Here is a 16,397-nt window from a genome sequence, read left to right as displayed (position 1 = left end):
GGTAACTGTAAAATGTTGGTTCCACGTGGGATGTTCCGGCGCGCCTTCCGCGCGCGGGCCGGGGTGGGTTTAAACCCAGCGTTGGCCAAAGGTCTGCTGCGCGCCTTTGGCCAACGCTGGGCTGAAATCCGGCAGGGCTTCACCCTGCCACCGATAACCGGGCTAGCGTCCCACGACCGGCTTTGAGATCGACGGGGCGTGCAGGGTGCAAGGCGTTTACCAAAAATCGGCGCAGACCGGTAGGAACGGCGGCGAATCCACCGCGTCGCAATAATGCGCACAATCCGGGGGGACGGCGGCGAATCCACCGCGCCGCAAGATTTGGGGGGACAGGTAACCGTAAAATGTTGGCTCCACGTGGGATGTTCCGGCGCGCCTTCAGCGCGCGGGCCGGGGTGGGTTTAAACCCAGCGTTGGCCAAAGGTCTGCTGCGCGCCTTTGGCCAACGCTGGGCTGAAATCCGGCAGGGCTTCACCCTGCCACCGGTAACGGGGCTAGCGTCCCACGACCGGCTTTGAGATCGACGGGGGCGTGCAGGGTGCAAGGCGTTTTCCAAAGAGTTGGGGGACAGGTAAATGTAAGATGTTGATTACACGGGGGATGGGCCGGTCGGCCTTCAGCGCGCGATGCTTCCAGAGCTCAATTCCGGCAGTGGTTGAAGCCATGGCGCGCGTCTTTGGCCGATGCTGGGCTGAAATCCGGCCGGGTTTCGCCCTGCCGCCGATGATGGAACCCTTGGGTTCCACCTCGTTTCCCGCCTTTTCGGCCTGTCACAGCTTAAGGGTCGAGATGGTGACGCAGGAAGAGGAGCGCCGCTTTGAGGTCGGTGTAAACGGTCGTTCGAGACAGGGAAAGTTGATCCTGAATGGCTTGGAAACTCTGATCCTCGAAAAAGCGCATGGTCACAATTTGGGCCTGGCGCGGGGCGATTTTTTGTAAGCGCTGCAGGCCTTGTTCGAGGGTGGTGAGCGTCGCGAGATCTAGCGCGGGCATGTCGGGCGCGGCCAAGGCAGTGACCTCGTCCGGGTGGCGGTAGCGGTCCCGGCGCCCTTTCTTACGGCGGTAATTCAGGAGTAAGTAGAGCATGAGCGATTTAACCAGCGCATAGAACTGAGCCCGGTTTTCAAAGTCGCGTGACAGCGGGTAATCCAGCAGTTTGGGAAAGGTCTCGTGGAGCAAATCGGTGGCTGACAGCGTTGCCTGGGCGGCGGTTGGGCCCAGGAAATCGGACCACACGCTGATGGACAAACGTTTTAAGTCGTCGCCGATTTCCTGCCAAAGATGATGGAGGGCGGCGTCGCCGTGGCGCCGCCAGTGGTTGATGAGACAGGTGACGTCGTCGACAGCGCATTTGGCGGGATCGACGGATGTGCTAAACATAAGAAAACTCCAATTACAGGGACAATAGGGCGGGTACCAAGCAAAACATTTACCCGCACCTTTCTATTTCAGTTTGGGCTTGGCCGGGTCGCCGGCTTGGGTTTACGGCGGTGTTGCCATTCGGCCGCGAGGTTGGGGTTGCGGCGCATGGCGCGACGCAACACGGCGGTCGGTGAAACCTGATCCCGCCGGCTCGCCAATTCCAAACGCACCGCAATCGCGTGTTCCGGTGGGATTTGCATGCCCGCCAAGGTGGCTGACGCCTCCATCAGGCCGTGTCGGCCGAAGGGTGCCTCATTAAGGCCGAACAAGGTACCCAAGCCAATCAGCGCAACCCATTGCGGCGAACCGCGGCCGAGGCGACGTTCCACGACCGCGGTCAAAGTGGAGAGGCGGTGGTGCGCCTGATCGTGGTGCCCGCCAAACCACAGGGTTCGAATGACCACCCACTCCTGTTGGAAGTCGCGGTAAGGAGAAGCTTGGACCGCGCCGTTGGTCGGGCGATCAAAGCCCAGCAGGCAGGCCGCCTCGTCCCAATCGCCTCCGTGAAGGGCGGCCCAGGCCAGAACGGCCTCGGCCTCGTGGGTGACGGCTTGATCTTTGCCGGGGCGGGAAAGGGTAAGCACCCGCTCGGCGCCCTGTTGGGCCGCCTCAAAATCACCGGCCTCGGCCTGGAGCCAGGCTTTTTCAATCAGCGGGAGGGTTATTTTGGCGGCCCAGTCCGGGGCTTGATGGTAGTAACTCGCGGCTTGATCGAACATGACCTCGGCCTCGGCGCGGCGGTTCAAACCCGCCAAACTTCGGGCGAGCCCCAGCGCCGCCCGCGCCGCCGGTAACGGGTTTTCCTCGATCATGGCGCGCCCGCCGGTCAAGGCTTGTTCGGCAAGGGTGTGGGCGTCGCTGAAACGGCCCAAACCACAAGCGGCCTTAACCAGGTTGCGTTTGGCGAGCAAGGTGTCGGGATGATGCGCGCCTTTGTGACGTTGCCAATCGGCCAGGACGTCGTGGCTCAAATCAAAGGCCGCTTCGAATTCACCTTGACGGCGGAGGAGTACCGCCAGGTTGTTTTTCACCGTGGTGGTATCGGGGTGATCCGGTCCGAGCACCTTGCGACGGATGCGCAGCGCTTCCTCAAAGGCGGTGCGGCTGGTGTCGAAGCGGCCCGCCTTAAAGGCCAAGTTGCCTTGACCGACCAGAAAGGTGGTTGCCATGGGATGGTTGTCGCCTAGTTTGGCGTGAACCACGGCCACGGCTTGTTCCATTTCGGCCAGCGCTTGGGCGGTTCGGCCGAGCTTGGAGTAAACCGAGGCCAGGTTCGCTTTGACCTGGAGTGTGCGCAAATGGTCGGGGCCGAGTTGCTCGGCAAACAGGGTTTCCAGCCGGCGAAAGGCCCGCTCGGCGGCGTTGAGATCGTCCCGTTCGAAGGCCAAATTGGCCCGCAGACTGTGGTACTGGGTGCGCAGTTCAAGCGGTGCTTCGGTGAGCGGCCCCATCGCGGCGACTTCTGCCAGCCGGGCCTCGGCGGCGGCGAATTGGAGCTGTTTGACATCCCATTCACAGCGGTTGAGGACGGCGGCGGCAGGCTCAAACGGTGTCATCCCGCGTGGATGCGTCTTAAAAAAGGCCTCGGCGCGGTCAAGCAAGGGTTTCGCCTCATCGTTGCGGCCCAGATCCAAGGCGACCAGGCCGAGCAGCATGCCGGCGCGGATGCTTTGCGGGTGATCCTCGCCGTGCCGCGCGACGTAAATTTGGTGCGCGTCCGACAAGAGCCGGTAGCTGGTTTCGAAACGGCCCATGTTGCGCTGCATGGTCCCGAGCACGGTGCCTAGTTTTGCCTGCTGTAGGGGTTGTTCGCGGTAGCGATAGGCGAGGGAAGCGGTGGCGTTTTCCAAAACCTGTTCAATCGTGAGTTGGTTTCGTCCACCGAAAAGATCGGCTTGGCTGAACACATCCTGAAGGAAGCGGGCTGTTTGGGCGTTCATCTCGCGTTCCAGCTGAATTTCGTGCCATTGGCGCCAAAGCGTGACGCTGTAAAAAAGCGACATGGCGCCGATAACGGTCGCGACCGCCAACGCTTTGGCGTTGCGTTTCCCAAAGCAGGTCAAGCGGTAGCGAAGTGAGGCGGGCCGGGCGCTGACGGGCCGGCGGTGTTTGAAGCAGAGCAGATCGCTCGCCAGGGCCGCCACGCCGGGATAACGCTTTTCCGGTTGATAGGCAAGGCAGGTGGCGATCACCGCGTCCAGATCGCCGCGCAGTTTTTTGGTGGCGGAACGCGGCAGGGCGGGCCGGCGACCTTGACGATGGGGATCCTGGTACAGGCGGCGCAACAAGGTACCCGCGAGCGGGGCCGGTTCGCTCCGCATCCGCTCCAGCATAAGCATGAGGGCGTGTTCGTACTCGGCGAACGGGCGCACCCCGGTCAGGATTTGGCACAAAATGACACCCAGCGTGTAAATGTCACACGCGGTCGATAAGGTTTCCCCATTGAGTTGCTCGGGGGCGGCGTAACCCAAGGAGAGCCGGTTGGTTCCCTCGCGGGTGAGGGTTTCTTGACGTCCGGTTTCAGGATCAATCAATCCCGCGATGCCGAAATCGAGCAGTTTGGGGTTGCCGTGTTCATCAACGAGGATGTTGGCCGGTTTGAGATCGCGGTGAATGATCAGTTTTTGGTGGGCGTAGGCGACAGCGTCACATACTTTAAGAAAAAGGTCGATGCGCTGTTCCAAGGTTAATGCCTGCTCCCGACAATAGACATCGAGATGCTGCCCGTGAATGCGCTCCATCACGAAGTAAGGCTGGCCGGATTGGGTTAAGTTCGAATCGTAAATTTGGCAGATATACGGATGCTTCAGGCGGCCGAGAATGCGGCGTTCCAATACAAAACGGCGGGTGGCGTCGCCGCCGACGAGGTGTTGGCGCACCACCTTAATGGCGACCGGTAACTGGGTTTCGTCCTCGCGAACCGCATCGTAGATAAGGCCCATACCCCCTTCGCCCAAAACGTCGATGATGCGGTAGACGCCCAAGCGTTCCGGGGGTTGATCGCCGAGGAGTAGGGAGAAGTCCATGTCTTCTTCCACCGCGAGGCGTTCGGTGACCAGTCGCAGCAGGTCGGTATCGTTACCGCAGCGTTCCTGTAACCAGGTGTGTCGCTGTTCGGGTGGCATGCCCAACGCGTCCATCAACAACTGGAACGCGTGCCTCTCTTTTTTAAGTTGAGCCGACACGAGGCAAGCCTCCCTAGGGGTCGGGTTCGACGAGGTTCGGTTTGCCTTACCCACGTCATTGGTTCGAAGGAAACGTTGTGGCGCACCCTGGTAACGCAAATGCAATGGTTTCATGAATGGCGGGGTAAGCACCCCCCCCGCATGGGGTCGGCGGGCAACCCAAAAACAACCCCTATGATAGCCAAATCGAATTTTTGTGGGCCAATATTTAGAAATACTGTGAAAGATCCTGCAAAGCCAAAAAGGGGTGTATCTCGCTAAATTCAAGCGGGCCGGTGGGAAGATCGTGCCGGGTTCGCCGGCGGATTTTCTCCATTGTTTGTGGAGGCGCTGCGCGTGGTTCTTTCGATTTTTTTTATTTTTTTCTGAACAAAAGCGCGGGCCGGCGACGGGAAGGGGTATCGCGCTGAAAACAGGCGTGTCGGTCTTCGGCGAAACCTGTTTCCATGGCGCATTAATTCACTGATTCATGAGGCTGAATGATGCTTAAAAAACTTTTCCTCCTCTGCCTTCTGCCGGCGTGTCTTTTCCGATACCCGGTGATCGCCGCCGACGCGGGCGGCATCGAGGGCGCATTCACGGTCGACGCCAACGGCGGCGCCGTTTATACCATTCCCATTGAGGTTCCGCCCGGCATTAACGGCGTGGAACCGAACCTGGCCTTGCAGTACCACAGCCAAGCCGGCGACGGCATCCTGGGTGTCGGCTGGAACCTAACCGGCCTGAGTGCCGTGACCCGTGTCGGGCAAATCGAACGCATCGACGGCCGTTACCAACCGGTTCGTTTTGACCGCGTTGACAAAGACCGACTCAGTTTGCACGGGCAGCGCTTGGTGGCCGTGGCCGATAAAAACGGCAACCAACTCACGACGCAAGCGGCCATGAATGCCGCCTACGGTCGTGACGGGACGGTCTACCGCACCGAACGCGAAAGCTGGACCAAGGTCATTGGTCACGGCGACATGGACGACGCCGACGCCTGGTTTGAAGTCCATCTCAAAACCGGCGCCTCGATGGAATTCGGTCGCGCCGACAACGCGGCCGCGACCCATATCGACGGCCGCATTCGAGCCTGGGGCCTGAACCGCAACCAGGACATCAACGGCAACTACATTCGCTACCAATACCAAACCGGAACGCCCGGTTACTTGTTGGTGTCGCGGATTGATTACACCGGCAACGGTTCAGATGTGGCCCCAAAACGCAGCGTGCGTTTCGATTACCGCCGCTTCCAAACCCAAACCCGTTACATCGCGGGCAAAGCGCTGGATGTGGCCCACCAACTGACGACGGTCACCGCCTACCTGAAGGAAACCCCCGTCACCCGTTACCGATTAACCTACGCGCTCAGCGACAGCAGCAACCGCTCCCTGGTGCAGTCTGTCGAACGCTGCGGCTACCGAAGTGACGCAACCTGGTCCTGCTTTGAGCCGACCGAATTTTCCTGGCAAGATCCCGGCAAACGCGCCTGGGCGGCCCGCGATATGGCGGTTTCGGGGTTGACGGATCTGGGCGATTTGAACCAAACCGCGCGTTTCATCGATTGGAATTTAGACGGCTGGACCGACATCCTTTACATGGTCAACGCACCCGGCCGAACCTACCGTTCCCAGGTTCGGTTGTTGGAAAATGTCGCGGGCGAGGACGGCACGCGCCAGTTCAAACAATCCGTGGTGCGCAACCTCGATTTCCGTTTCTTGCGGTCCGCTTCCATTTGGGTTGTCGACATGAATGGCGACGGCCGTTTGGATTACCTGTTCAAGTACCACGACCACGATCTCGACGACGCGGGCAAACTGGCCATGGTGTCGCGCGACAGCAACGGCCAGGTCGCGCTGAATTTACTGGGGCGTCGCGATCCCAACCTACGTGTGTATACCACCGCCGCCGAATGGGTCACCGACATGAACGGCGACGGGATGATCGACATTGCCTACATGGATGACGACCGACGCACCTATTATGTTCAATACGGCGACGGGACGGGTTTCGCGGCACGGGGTACCCGTTTCGGCAGCCACAACATCGAGATTAAACTGGATGCGACCTTCCAATGGTTGGCCGATGTCAACGGCGATACGCTTCCCGATTTGATCCTCGTCGACGACGGCGATTTACTCAATCCCGACGATGGCGATATCTACGTGATGCGCAACCTCGGTGATCGCTTTGCCGCCAAAGAGAAGTGGTACGACGCCCAGCCCGGCGGAAACGCCGAGGACGGTTTTTTCGACCGATACACCTTTGCGGGACAGCGTTGGATCACCGATATCAACGGCGACGGCCTGGCCGATGTGGTTTTTGGTTCATCCGGCACCGGGCAACCACTCCACGGCTTACTTTCGACGGGAACCACTTTTGTCGAAACCGAACTGGCCCGACTGGGCAACGACGTCGATCCCAGCCAGGATCGTCTGTGGTTTGGCGATGCCAACAACGACAAAGCCGTCGATATTTTCTGGCGTGATCATTCCGCGAAAAAAACCTGGGTGTTCTACAACCGCAACGGGGTGCCCAACTTTGACAGCAGCCCCGTCTTGTTTGCCGAGGACGGCATCGACAGCAGCCTGAGTTTCATGGCCGACCTCAACCTGGACGGACGTGTGGATCAACTACTGCGCGACGATGACCGCGACACCCTGAAGTTAATTGAGTCGCGTAGCCCGCTGGTGGTTGAGGCCGTTTACGAGGTGAAGGAACCCTTTGGCGGCGGTGTCCGCATCAGTTACCGTCCCTTGAGCCAGGCCCGCTATGGGGGTGCACAGCCGTTTGGGGAATTGATTCCCGCGCCGCGATCAACCGTGGTCGTCAACGAATACACCCTCAAACCCGGTCTTGGGACCGACATGACCTATTCCATGGGTTACATGGACGGCATGATCCATCCGTTTTTGGGTTTTGCCGGCTTTGGCCATGTCAGTCGCCTCAACAATACCTCGAACATTAACGAGGTCCGCGAATACCACCAAAGCTTCCCGAAAACGGGAACCGTGGCGCGCGAATACACCCAGTACCGCTGGTCCGTCATTGAAGAAACACGCTTTACCGTTGCGGCCGAAACCACCGCCAACGATTGGGTTTGGATGGTTCACAACACCCAGGTTGTCAGCGGCCGTAAATACGCGGGCGGCAAAACCTTTCAACACGAAACCGAGATGACCTATGACGCTTACGGCAACCTGCTGACGACATGGCGCAAAGGCGATCCCGATGATACGGCGGATGATCGGGTCACCGTCCATCAATACCAAAACAATGAGGCAGATTGGATGCTGGGTTTTCCCAGCGCGAGCAAAACCATGGCACGCAACAGCGTTCCCACCCCGAGCAGTGTCGACTTCTCGCGCATGGTAACGGGTGACCTCGCCTTAACCCGCTTCGGCTACGATACCCACGGCAACCGTACCAAGCTGGAAACCTACCTTGATGAATCCAACCGGTGGGCCGTGGAAACCTTTACTTATGATCGTTTCGGCAACCAGACCGGTCACACCAACGCGCTGGGCAACACCACCACCGTGACCTACGACGCCGAATACCATAGCTTCCCCGTGACCACCCGTTTCCCCGCCGCGGGTTTAACCCAAACCACAAGCTACGCCGCGCGCTGGGGCGAAACCGCGACGACCACCGACGCCAACGGCAACCAAACACGCATTACCTACGATGCGCACGGCCGACCCACGGCCCATTACGCACCCAATCCACAAGGTCGCGAGACCCTGGTGAAAACCCTGCGTTACGCTTTTGATCGCGACAAGGGTTATTACGTGGAGACCCGTTACCGCGATGATTGGAACGGGAGCAACACCGCCGACTGGACCTGGGAACGCGTGTACTACGACGGCTTATTGCGTGAAATTCGCCAGGAGGCCAAAGGGCCGAGTCCCACCAAAACGCGGGTCACCCGCTTTAAATTCGATGCCGCGGGTCGTCTCGTGGGCAAAACCCCGACCTACTTTGCCGACGAGGGACCGGCGTATAGTGTGATCCGATACGGGGATCGCGGTTTGATGGAACGCATCGACGAACCCAACGGTTCTTGGGCCAAATTTTCCTATGGTCACGATCTCTTCGGTGAGTACCAGGCAACCGCCACCTACGAACCGGGCCGGGTCGGCGAAAGTACCTCAGCGATCCTCAATACCTGGCACGATGTGCTGGGTCGCGAAATTCGCAAACGTTCGCCCGACGGGACCCTGTCCACCCTGCGTTACGACGCCATGGACCGGCTGATTGAACAAGACGGCGGCGGCACCGGCCGTTACCGTTACAACTCCCGGGGTCTGCAGACCCGCATCGAGGAAGACGATACCGGCACCAAAACCCTGGCTTACGACGCCCATGGGCGTTTGACGCGGACCACCCACGGCACCATCATGGTGCGCTTCGGTTATGACGCCATGGATCGCGTCACCAGCGAAGAACACATCGACAACCGCAACTTCGACGAAAACGTCACCTACACACTCAGCTACGATGCATCGGCCGTTCAAAACGGGCGCGGTCAACTCACCAAGGTGATGCGTGATCGGGATCCGGCCACGTGGACCATGGCCTACGACACCAACGGCAATTTAACCCATACCGCCGTTGAGGTGGGTTTTGCACCTTTTGCCACCGCGGCGGCGACCAAAACCTGGGCCACCAGCCGGACCTTTGATCCCCGCGGCCGGCTCAGACGCATCAATCACCCCGACGGTTCCGTTGTGGAACACACCTACGGCGGCGAGGGCCATTTGGCCCAAATTCGCTTGAAAGAATCCGGTGAAAGCAGCTTTAAAACCTTGCTTGCTTACGACGAATACAGCGGGATCGGCTTGCCGGGTCGCATTACCCACGGCAACGGTTTGGTGACCCGTCACGGATTTGACAGCACCGGGCGCCTGCTGAGCCGTTCGCTCAAACGCGGCAACACCGCGCTGCTCGATACCCGCTACCAGTGGAACAACGCCAACTTGATCACCGCGATCACCGAGGGCGCCCAAACCAACGCCGGCCAAAGCTTTCAATACGACAACGCTTTGCGGCTTACCAAGGCGACCGGGATTTACGGCACCATCGACTACAGCTACGACGGGAACGGAAACCTGATGTCGCGCAACGACACCCAATTCACCTACGACTTGGCCGCGGTGAACCAAGTGATTTCCGCGAGCAGCGGGCATCAATTCAGCTACGACCGCCAGGGTCGGCGCAACCGCACCGAATTGAACGACGGGAGCGCCTTTGCCTATACCTGGAGTTCCGACGGCATGATGCGCCGCATCCGCCACCGACAGCAACGCAACGGTGCTTGGCAGGACATCATGCGCGCCACCTACGATGTTGCCGGTCAGCTTTTGTCGAAATGGACCGAAAGCGGCGAAACCACCTTGTACCTTGCCGAGGGCTTTGAAGTGGTGCATACCGCTTCCGGTCGTTACCAAACCACGCTCAATATTGCCGGCCCGTCAAAACCCGAGGTGGCCGTGACCCGTGCCGGCCAAGGACGGGCGGCTTCCAAGTGGCACCAAGGCGGCATGTTCGATCCCGGTAGCGCCGCCGGTCTGTGGTTTTGGTCCCTGTCACGGGGTGAAACCGCCCTGACCGCCGTCGCCGATTCACCTTGGACCTTCCCCCTTGTCGCGGTTGCCTTGTCCTCGGCCTGGCTTGCGCTGTTTGCCTTGCTCGGCTTGCGCGCCGCCCATCGTCGTTCACGACTGGGTCGACTGCGGTCTCATCTGGCGCGCTGGGCGCCCGCCCGGCTGAACACCGTTCCGGTTGCCACCGACTATCTGCGTCGTCACACGCCGCGGCGTGCGTTCGGCAACGGGCTGTTGTTCCTGCTGCTCGTGGTACTGAATCCCAGCGCCGTCGCGGGGATGAGCGCCGGTGCCAACGGCGCCGGGGTTCCCGTCGCGGGTACCGTTCGTTACTTCCATAGCAATCAGGTGTTTAGCACCAGCCTGGTCACCGACGGAAACGGCCAAGTGACCGCCACCATGCACTACACACCTTACGGCATGCCGGTCGAATCAAGCGGCACCGACGATTTCCGCCCCAAATTCGGCGGCAAAGAATACCTGGCAAAAGCCCAGTTGTACGATTTCGGCGCCCGCTATTACGACCCGCTCACCGCTTCCTTCCTCACCCCCGATCCCGAGGGGCAATTCCTCTCGCCCTACACCTTCACCAATGGCAACCCCACCAGCGCCGTCGATCCCGACGGTCGTCTGGCGATGCTGCTGTTTTTCATCGTGCTGGGTGGTTTGATCGGGGCCTACATGGGTGGTGTCGCCGTCAACGGCGGTAACTACAATCCGGTTGAATGGGACTGGAGCTCCGGCAAAACCTGGAAAGGCCTGCTGGCCGGTTTCCTGATTGGGGCCGTGGCCGGTGCCATTGGAACCCCGGTGTTTGCCTCGGGTAACCTGCTCGCCATGGCCGCATTCGGGACCTTGTTCGGTGGGATCGAAGCCTTCACCATGGGTGCAATCAACGGTTATCGCGGCTCCGAACTTTTTGGTTACATGGTCGGCGGGTTCATCGCCGGCGGCCTCGGCGGCCTGGCTTTCGGCACGGTTGGCAAGCTGTTTTCACCCTTGGTTCGGGCCGGACGGCACGCGTTCCGGTTTTTCCGTTCCTCCGTGGCGAAATCGGTTCGTTCGGTGCGTGCGGCACCCCGTGCCTTGACCAAGGTTGCCCAGTGTTTCACCGAAAAAACCGAGGTGGTTACCGAAGACGGGCGCAAACCGATTGCCGAGATTGCCGTGGGTGATCGAGTCTGGTCCTGGAACGAGGAAACCGGTCGAACCGAAACCAACACCGTGACCCGCCTGTTCCGCAATCAGGTGAACACGCTGGTCACCGTGGATTTGGGCGATCAGCAAATCGAAACCACGACGGAACACCCGTTTTATGTACAGGGCGAAGGTTGGATCGAGGCCGAAAAACTCAAACCCGGCGATCTGTTGATTGGGTTTGACGGGCGCACGGTGGAAGTCAATGGCCTGCGTTTTGACGAAGGTGTGTTCCGGGTTTACAACTTTGAAGTTGCCGGGGCGCATACCTATTTCGTCAACCAACGCGGCGCTGAGCTCGGTGTGCGTCCGGTAGAGGCCGTGCTGGTCCATAACCTGTGTATTGCCGAACGCGCGCGCCAAATCCAGAACCAATACGTGCGTTCCGGTCTGCGCTCCGCGGACGGGAAAAACATCGCGGTGGCCCGTTTTCGGGTGAAAGGTGGACCGGTGCGCGAACGGGTGGCCGTGAGTGGTGCCAAGGATTTTGGTGTCGACGGCGAGGTGAGCTTCCAACGTGAGCGCTTCTTTAAAGCGCGTGTCGACGGTTGGGATCGGAGCCAAGATACCGAAATCAAGATTTTGGATTACATCCACCGCCAGATTCGCCGTAACCCGAAGGTGAAAGGGAATCTGGAAATGTTCACGCCGCGCGCGCCTTGCCGTTCCTGTTCACGGGTGATCCGCGATTTTCGGAGCATCCATCCCAACATCAACCTCAAAGTGACCCATGCCCAAGGGCGTATCAATGAAGGGTTTTTCTTCTAACCACGCGAACACCAAGTGATCGCATCAAGGGGCGCCGGTCTGGGACCGGCGCCTTTTTATGTTAGGCGGTAGCTGGATGGCCTCCTGAAAAACGGGGGAATCGACCTCGGGGATGACCGATGAGCTGTTCAAGGATTTGTCTTAAACAGTTGAATAAAAGGTAGTTAATTTGGATTTGGCCAGGTGGATAGGTGCTGGATTCCTGCGTTCGAATGGTGGTGTTATCTTTCTGGTTGTGTTGTTTTTTCTTCAGTGTGCGGAAAAACGTGAGCAAGCGCACACACCTTTTGGGTTTTAGTCGCGTGGTAGGAGGCAGAGAGACGACGCGAAGGCGTCTTTTGATGTCGACAAGACATCACCTTTCCGTATAGCTATCAAAAAACAGGCTTTGTTGTCGCGTACCGTACGGCTTATCGGCCAGAGCCGCGTTTTTGCGCGGTCGTCGGCGCACTGGAAGACGGTGGGAAAACCTGTTTTCTATCCGGGTGATACCCGATCCCGCCACCGCGGCGGCCGGTACCATCCACGAGCCACCGTGATGCGAACCTCGGTCCTTGATTGCCTCGACGCGACCTTGGCGGGTGCGAGCTGTGCCCATGCCCGGCCATGCCGCGCATGGGCACCCCTGTGCCCGGTCGCGGGGTGGCACTGAGATTCGATCCCAAAAGTCTGCAGCCCTAACCCTTAAGAAGGAGGTATTCCCCCATGAATCAGGAGTATGTCAACGAGGTGAACCATTGGTTGCGCGACCTCTCACCGGAATTAAATCTGGACGAAGGCGGTTTCTGCGCGCTTTGCATTGACGGCGTGGAACTCGGTCTGCAATTGACCGAGGAAGGAAGCCACTGCCTGTTGCATTCGGATCTGGGAGGCGTTGATACCAACAATCCCACGCTTTTACGCAAAGCACTGGGGGCGAACCATTTTGAGAAAAACAGTCCCGGTTGTTTTGTCGCCCTCAACGAGGCCCGCAATATCCTCGAGCAACATGCTTTTTTATCGATTGCCGAGTTGGGTCACCAGACCTTTGCCAACACCCTTTTTAATTTCGCGCTTGCGGTGCAGGAACGGCAACGCGCCTTCCAACAAAACAACGCGTCGGAAACCGAGGTATTGCCCTTGACCCTCGCTCAAGCGACCACGCCGGGGTTTATCAACTTTGCTTAATTTCGGCATTTAAACCCTGGCTCCCTCGTGGGGCAACCGTTTCCATCAACCTAAATCGGCCGTCGATCCAATCCGTGTTTCAAATGGGCGACGACGCCTTTCTTTAAGGAGTTCCATCATGTCAGGCCTATCTTCTATTTTTAACGCAATCCGCGGCAGGTCCAATCGAACCCGTCAGCCCGTTGCACCGGGTGCCGTGCGTCAGCCCCGTCGGGTCTATCCGGGAAGAGCCCAAGGACCGGGGCAGCCCCCGGTAGGGCCCAACCTCCAGGGAGCGGCACCGCGGCAAATGCAAGTCGCCGCGGCCGCACAAACGAACCATGGCGCGCCCGCGCAAACCAACCATGGCGCGCCCGCGCAGACGAACCATGGCGCGCCCGCGCAAACCAACCAGGGCGCGCCCCTGCAAACGAACCATGGCGCGCCCGCGCAAACCAACCATGCCGCGACCTTGAACACGCGTTTTAACACCACCCATTTCACGGCGGAAATGACCCGCCAAACGACTCAGGGGATGATGGACTTTATCGCGGACAAAACCCTCAATGTCGACCAAGCCAAAACGATTGTCAAAATGGGCCCCGCGGAATTTGCCGATTGGCAAGAGAGCGGTATTACCCTCAAACACTGGCAGGATTTCAAAGCCGTGGCTAAGGGCAAAGCCTTTCTGTTTGTACGGCCGGTGAACACCCTGTCGACCACCTTAATTGATGAAGGGTTTGGAACCAAAGGGATGGATATTAAAGGCAAGAGTGCCGATTGGGGTCCCCAGGCGGGTTTCATTCCCGTGGACCAGAATTTGAGCAAGTTGGCAGGCAAGGCCGCGGAGGTGGTTAAGTACCGCGGCAAGTTGGATCAGAGCTTGGACGCGAACGGCAGTCCTGTTGCGGCCGCGCCCTTGCGCTTGAGCGAGAACCGGCTCAATGAACTGATTTCGCTCAAGATTCTCCCGGAGAACTTCGAACCCGGCAAGCCCTTCACGACGCAAGACCCCCAAAACCCCGCCAAAGAACGGACCTTCCTCATCGAAAAACAGGCGGGGGGTTTCGAGGTTATGGTTGCGCCCCCCGGCAAAGGCGCGGCTGAGGCGAAAGCCGGCGATTTTGAGCCCTTGATGGTGGTCGGGTACTCGGACGGCGGCAACGTGAACCCGGTAACGGCGGATTACGACCTTTTCGCCGCATGCCCGGATCGGAAGTGGGCGGAACGCTCCTTCAGTCACTTGAAAAAGGGAGACCCCAATGAAAACGTTGCACCGCCAACGACGGATTTAGGCGGGGTAACGCCTTGGGACAAACACTTTATTGAAGAATGTAACCAAAAAATGACCGGCGATACGCCGCGCGTGGTGCATCATGGGCCGGAAACAAGCAACCCCGATCCACAGATGGATGATTTTGTTTTAATGTTCACTTCTTCCGGCAACGCGCGCCGGGTGGAAATCGATGATCTTCCCGACATTTGGCATGACATGGCGCAGGGGCGGCACATTCTCGAAAGCAACCCCAAATGGGAAGAGCATCACCCAGGGCTTCGCCATGAGACCCGCTCCGAAATCAGCGCGCGTAGCCAATTTGGCAAAGCAGGGCTGAGCGTACTCAACGAAAGCGACTTTGCGGAGGAGACGAAATTCCTTAATAGAAAAGAATCCGAACTGAGCCTTGGTGAGAAATACCACGTCCGCCAGATGGGTGCGAAAGAAGCGTTGGCTCAGGCCAAGGCGACCGCCCAAACGAAAACGGCCAAACCCGCCGAGGCAGCCGGCGCGGTGAAGGACGTCTAAGTCCTACGCGCACGCCCCGCGTTTTCAGGATGCCTCTGAGTGGAAAGGGGCGGTGCCGCTCGGCGCCGTCCCTCAAGAAGGCAATGTGGGGCAAGGTGGTGACAGGCATGTGCAAAATGCCGGTTCCGCGAGGGATGCTCCGGCGCGCCTTCAGCGCGCGGGCCGGGGTGGGTTTCAACCCAGCGTTGGCCAAAGGTCTGCTGCGCGCCTTTGACCAACGCTGGGCTGAAATCCTGCAGGGCTTCACCCTGCCACCGGTAATCGGGCTAGCGTCCCATTGCCGGTTTTGGGATCGGCGGAGGCTTGCACGGTGCAAGGCGTTTTCCAAAAATCGGTGCAAGCCGGATGAAACGGCGGCGAATCCACCGCGGCGCAAAAATGGGCACAAACCGGGAGGAACGGCGGCGAATCCACCGCGGCGCAAAAATGGGCACAAACCGGGTGGAACGGCGGCGAATCCACCGCGGCTCAATAATGGGCACAATCCGGGTGGGACGCCGGCGAATCGACCGCGCCGCAAAAATGGGCACAAACCGGGTGGGACGCCGGCGTGGGAACCGGTGGCACGGCAACGCCGTGCAGGATTTCAGCCCAGGGTGCGCACCCGGCGCGAAGCAGACGGGTGCGCACCCTGGGTTAGCATCGATAGTTCGAGGTACGCTGAAGGCGTACAGGAGCCACGCAAACAGGAGAAACGGGGGACAGGCAGGCGAAACGGGTTGGAAATGCGTGACATCTTGGGAAAAACGGGGGGACAGGCAGGCGGAACGCGCTGGAAATGGGAGACATCGAGGTATTGGGTGTGCCGTGTCATGATGGTCACGATCCGGGTGGGACGCCGGCGTGGGAACCGGTGGCACGGCAACGCCGTGCAGGATTTCAGCCCAGGGCGCGGACCCGGCGCGAAGCAGACGGGTGCGCACCCTGGGTTAGCATTGATCGTTCGAGGTACGCTGAAGGCGTACAGGAAGAAACGGGGGGACAGGCAGGCGGAACGCACTGGAAATGGGAGACATCGAGGTATTGGGTGTGCCGTGTCATGATGGTCACGATCCGGGTGGGATGCCGGCGTGGGAACCGGTGGCACGGCAACGCCGTGCAGGATTTCAGCCCAGGGCGCGGACCCGGCGCGAAGCAGACGGGTGCGCACCCTGGGTTTGCATTGATCGTTCGAGGTACGCTGAAGGCGTACAGGAAGAAACGGGGGGACAGGCAGGCGGAACGCACTGGAAATGGGAGACATCGAGGTATTGGGTGTGCCGTGTCATGATGGTCACGATCCGGGTGGGA

General features: G+C 59.5%; 7 protein-coding genes. 4 read left to right on the top strand and 3 right to left on the bottom strand.

Annotated features, from left to right (window positions below; all coding sequences use genetic code 11):
* Nucleotides 1–186 (top strand): hypothetical protein (locus tag J3U88_RS33245; protein WP_207863532.1); only part of this gene is annotated, 186 nt, incomplete at its 5' end.
* Nucleotides 187–777: 591 nt separating this feature from the next.
* On the opposite strand, the gene J3U88_RS33240 is transcribed toward J3U88_RS33245, so the two are convergent.
* Together J3U88_RS33240 and J3U88_RS33235 are read right to left on the bottom strand one after the other, a co-directional pair.
* Nucleotides 778–1,380, bottom strand: a complete 603-nt coding sequence (locus tag J3U88_RS33240; protein WP_207863531.1) for an ECF-type sigma factor — start codon at nt 1,378–1,380, stop codon at nt 778–780.
* A gap of 68 nt (nt 1,381–1,448) precedes the next feature.
* Nucleotides 1,449–4,607 carry a protein kinase domain-containing protein gene (locus J3U88_RS33235; protein WP_207863530.1) on the bottom strand — a complete coding sequence of 1,053 codons (3,159 nt, stop codon included), beginning with the start codon at nt 4,605–4,607 and terminating at the stop codon, nt 1,449–1,451.
* A 479-nt stretch (nt 4,608–5,086) separates the two neighbouring features.
* Here J3U88_RS33235 and J3U88_RS33230 point away from each other — a divergent pair, with 479 nt between their 5' ends.
* The 3 genes from J3U88_RS33230 (at nt 5,087) to J3U88_RS33220 (ending at nt 15,107) form a co-directional block, all read left to right on the top strand.
* On the top strand, nt 5,087–12,157 hold the full coding sequence (locus tag J3U88_RS33230) for a polymorphic toxin-type HINT domain-containing protein (RefSeq protein ID WP_207863529.1): 7,071 nt from the start codon (nt 5,087–5,089) through the stop codon (nt 12,155–12,157).
* Between the two features lie 705 nt (nt 12,158–12,862).
* On the top strand, nt 12,863–13,324 hold the full coding sequence (locus tag J3U88_RS33225) for a CesT family type III secretion system chaperone (protein ID WP_207863528.1): 462 nt from the start codon (nt 12,863–12,865) through the stop codon (nt 13,322–13,324).
* Between the two features lie 118 nt (nt 13,325–13,442).
* Entirely contained in the window at nt 13,443–15,107 is a 1,665-nt protein-coding gene (locus J3U88_RS33220; protein WP_207863527.1) for an anthrax toxin-like adenylyl cyclase domain-containing protein, read from the top strand.
* 1,106 nt (nt 15,108–16,213) lie between these two features.
* Here J3U88_RS33220 and J3U88_RS33215 read toward each other — a convergent pair.
* A partial coding sequence (locus J3U88_RS33215; protein WP_207863526.1) for a hypothetical protein occupies nt 16,214–16,397 on the bottom strand: 184 nt, incomplete at its 5' end.

It is taken from the genome of Acanthopleuribacter pedis, assembly GCF_017377855.1.
In the GTDB taxonomy this organism is placed as follows: Bacteria; Acidobacteriota; Holophagae; order Acanthopleuribacterales; family Acanthopleuribacteraceae; genus Acanthopleuribacter; species Acanthopleuribacter pedis.
Note: the sequence above shows the minus strand (reverse complement) of the source record. Positions and strands in the feature narration are given on the sequence as shown.

Coding starts and splice junctions, on each gene's coding strand:
- J3U88_RS33230 (WP_207863529.1), top strand. CDS start 5,087: ATGATGCTTAAAAAACTTTTCCTCCTCTGCCTTCTGCCGGCGTGTCTT.
- J3U88_RS33225 (WP_207863528.1), top strand. CDS start 12,863: ATGAATCAGGAGTATGTCAACGAGGTGAACCATTGGTTGCGCGACCTC.
- J3U88_RS33220 (WP_207863527.1), top strand. CDS start 13,443: ATGTCAGGCCTATCTTCTATTTTTAACGCAATCCGCGGCAGGTCCAAT.
- J3U88_RS33240 (WP_207863531.1), bottom strand. CDS start 1,380: ATGTTTAGCACATCCGTCGATCCCGCCAAATGCGCTGTCGACGACGTC.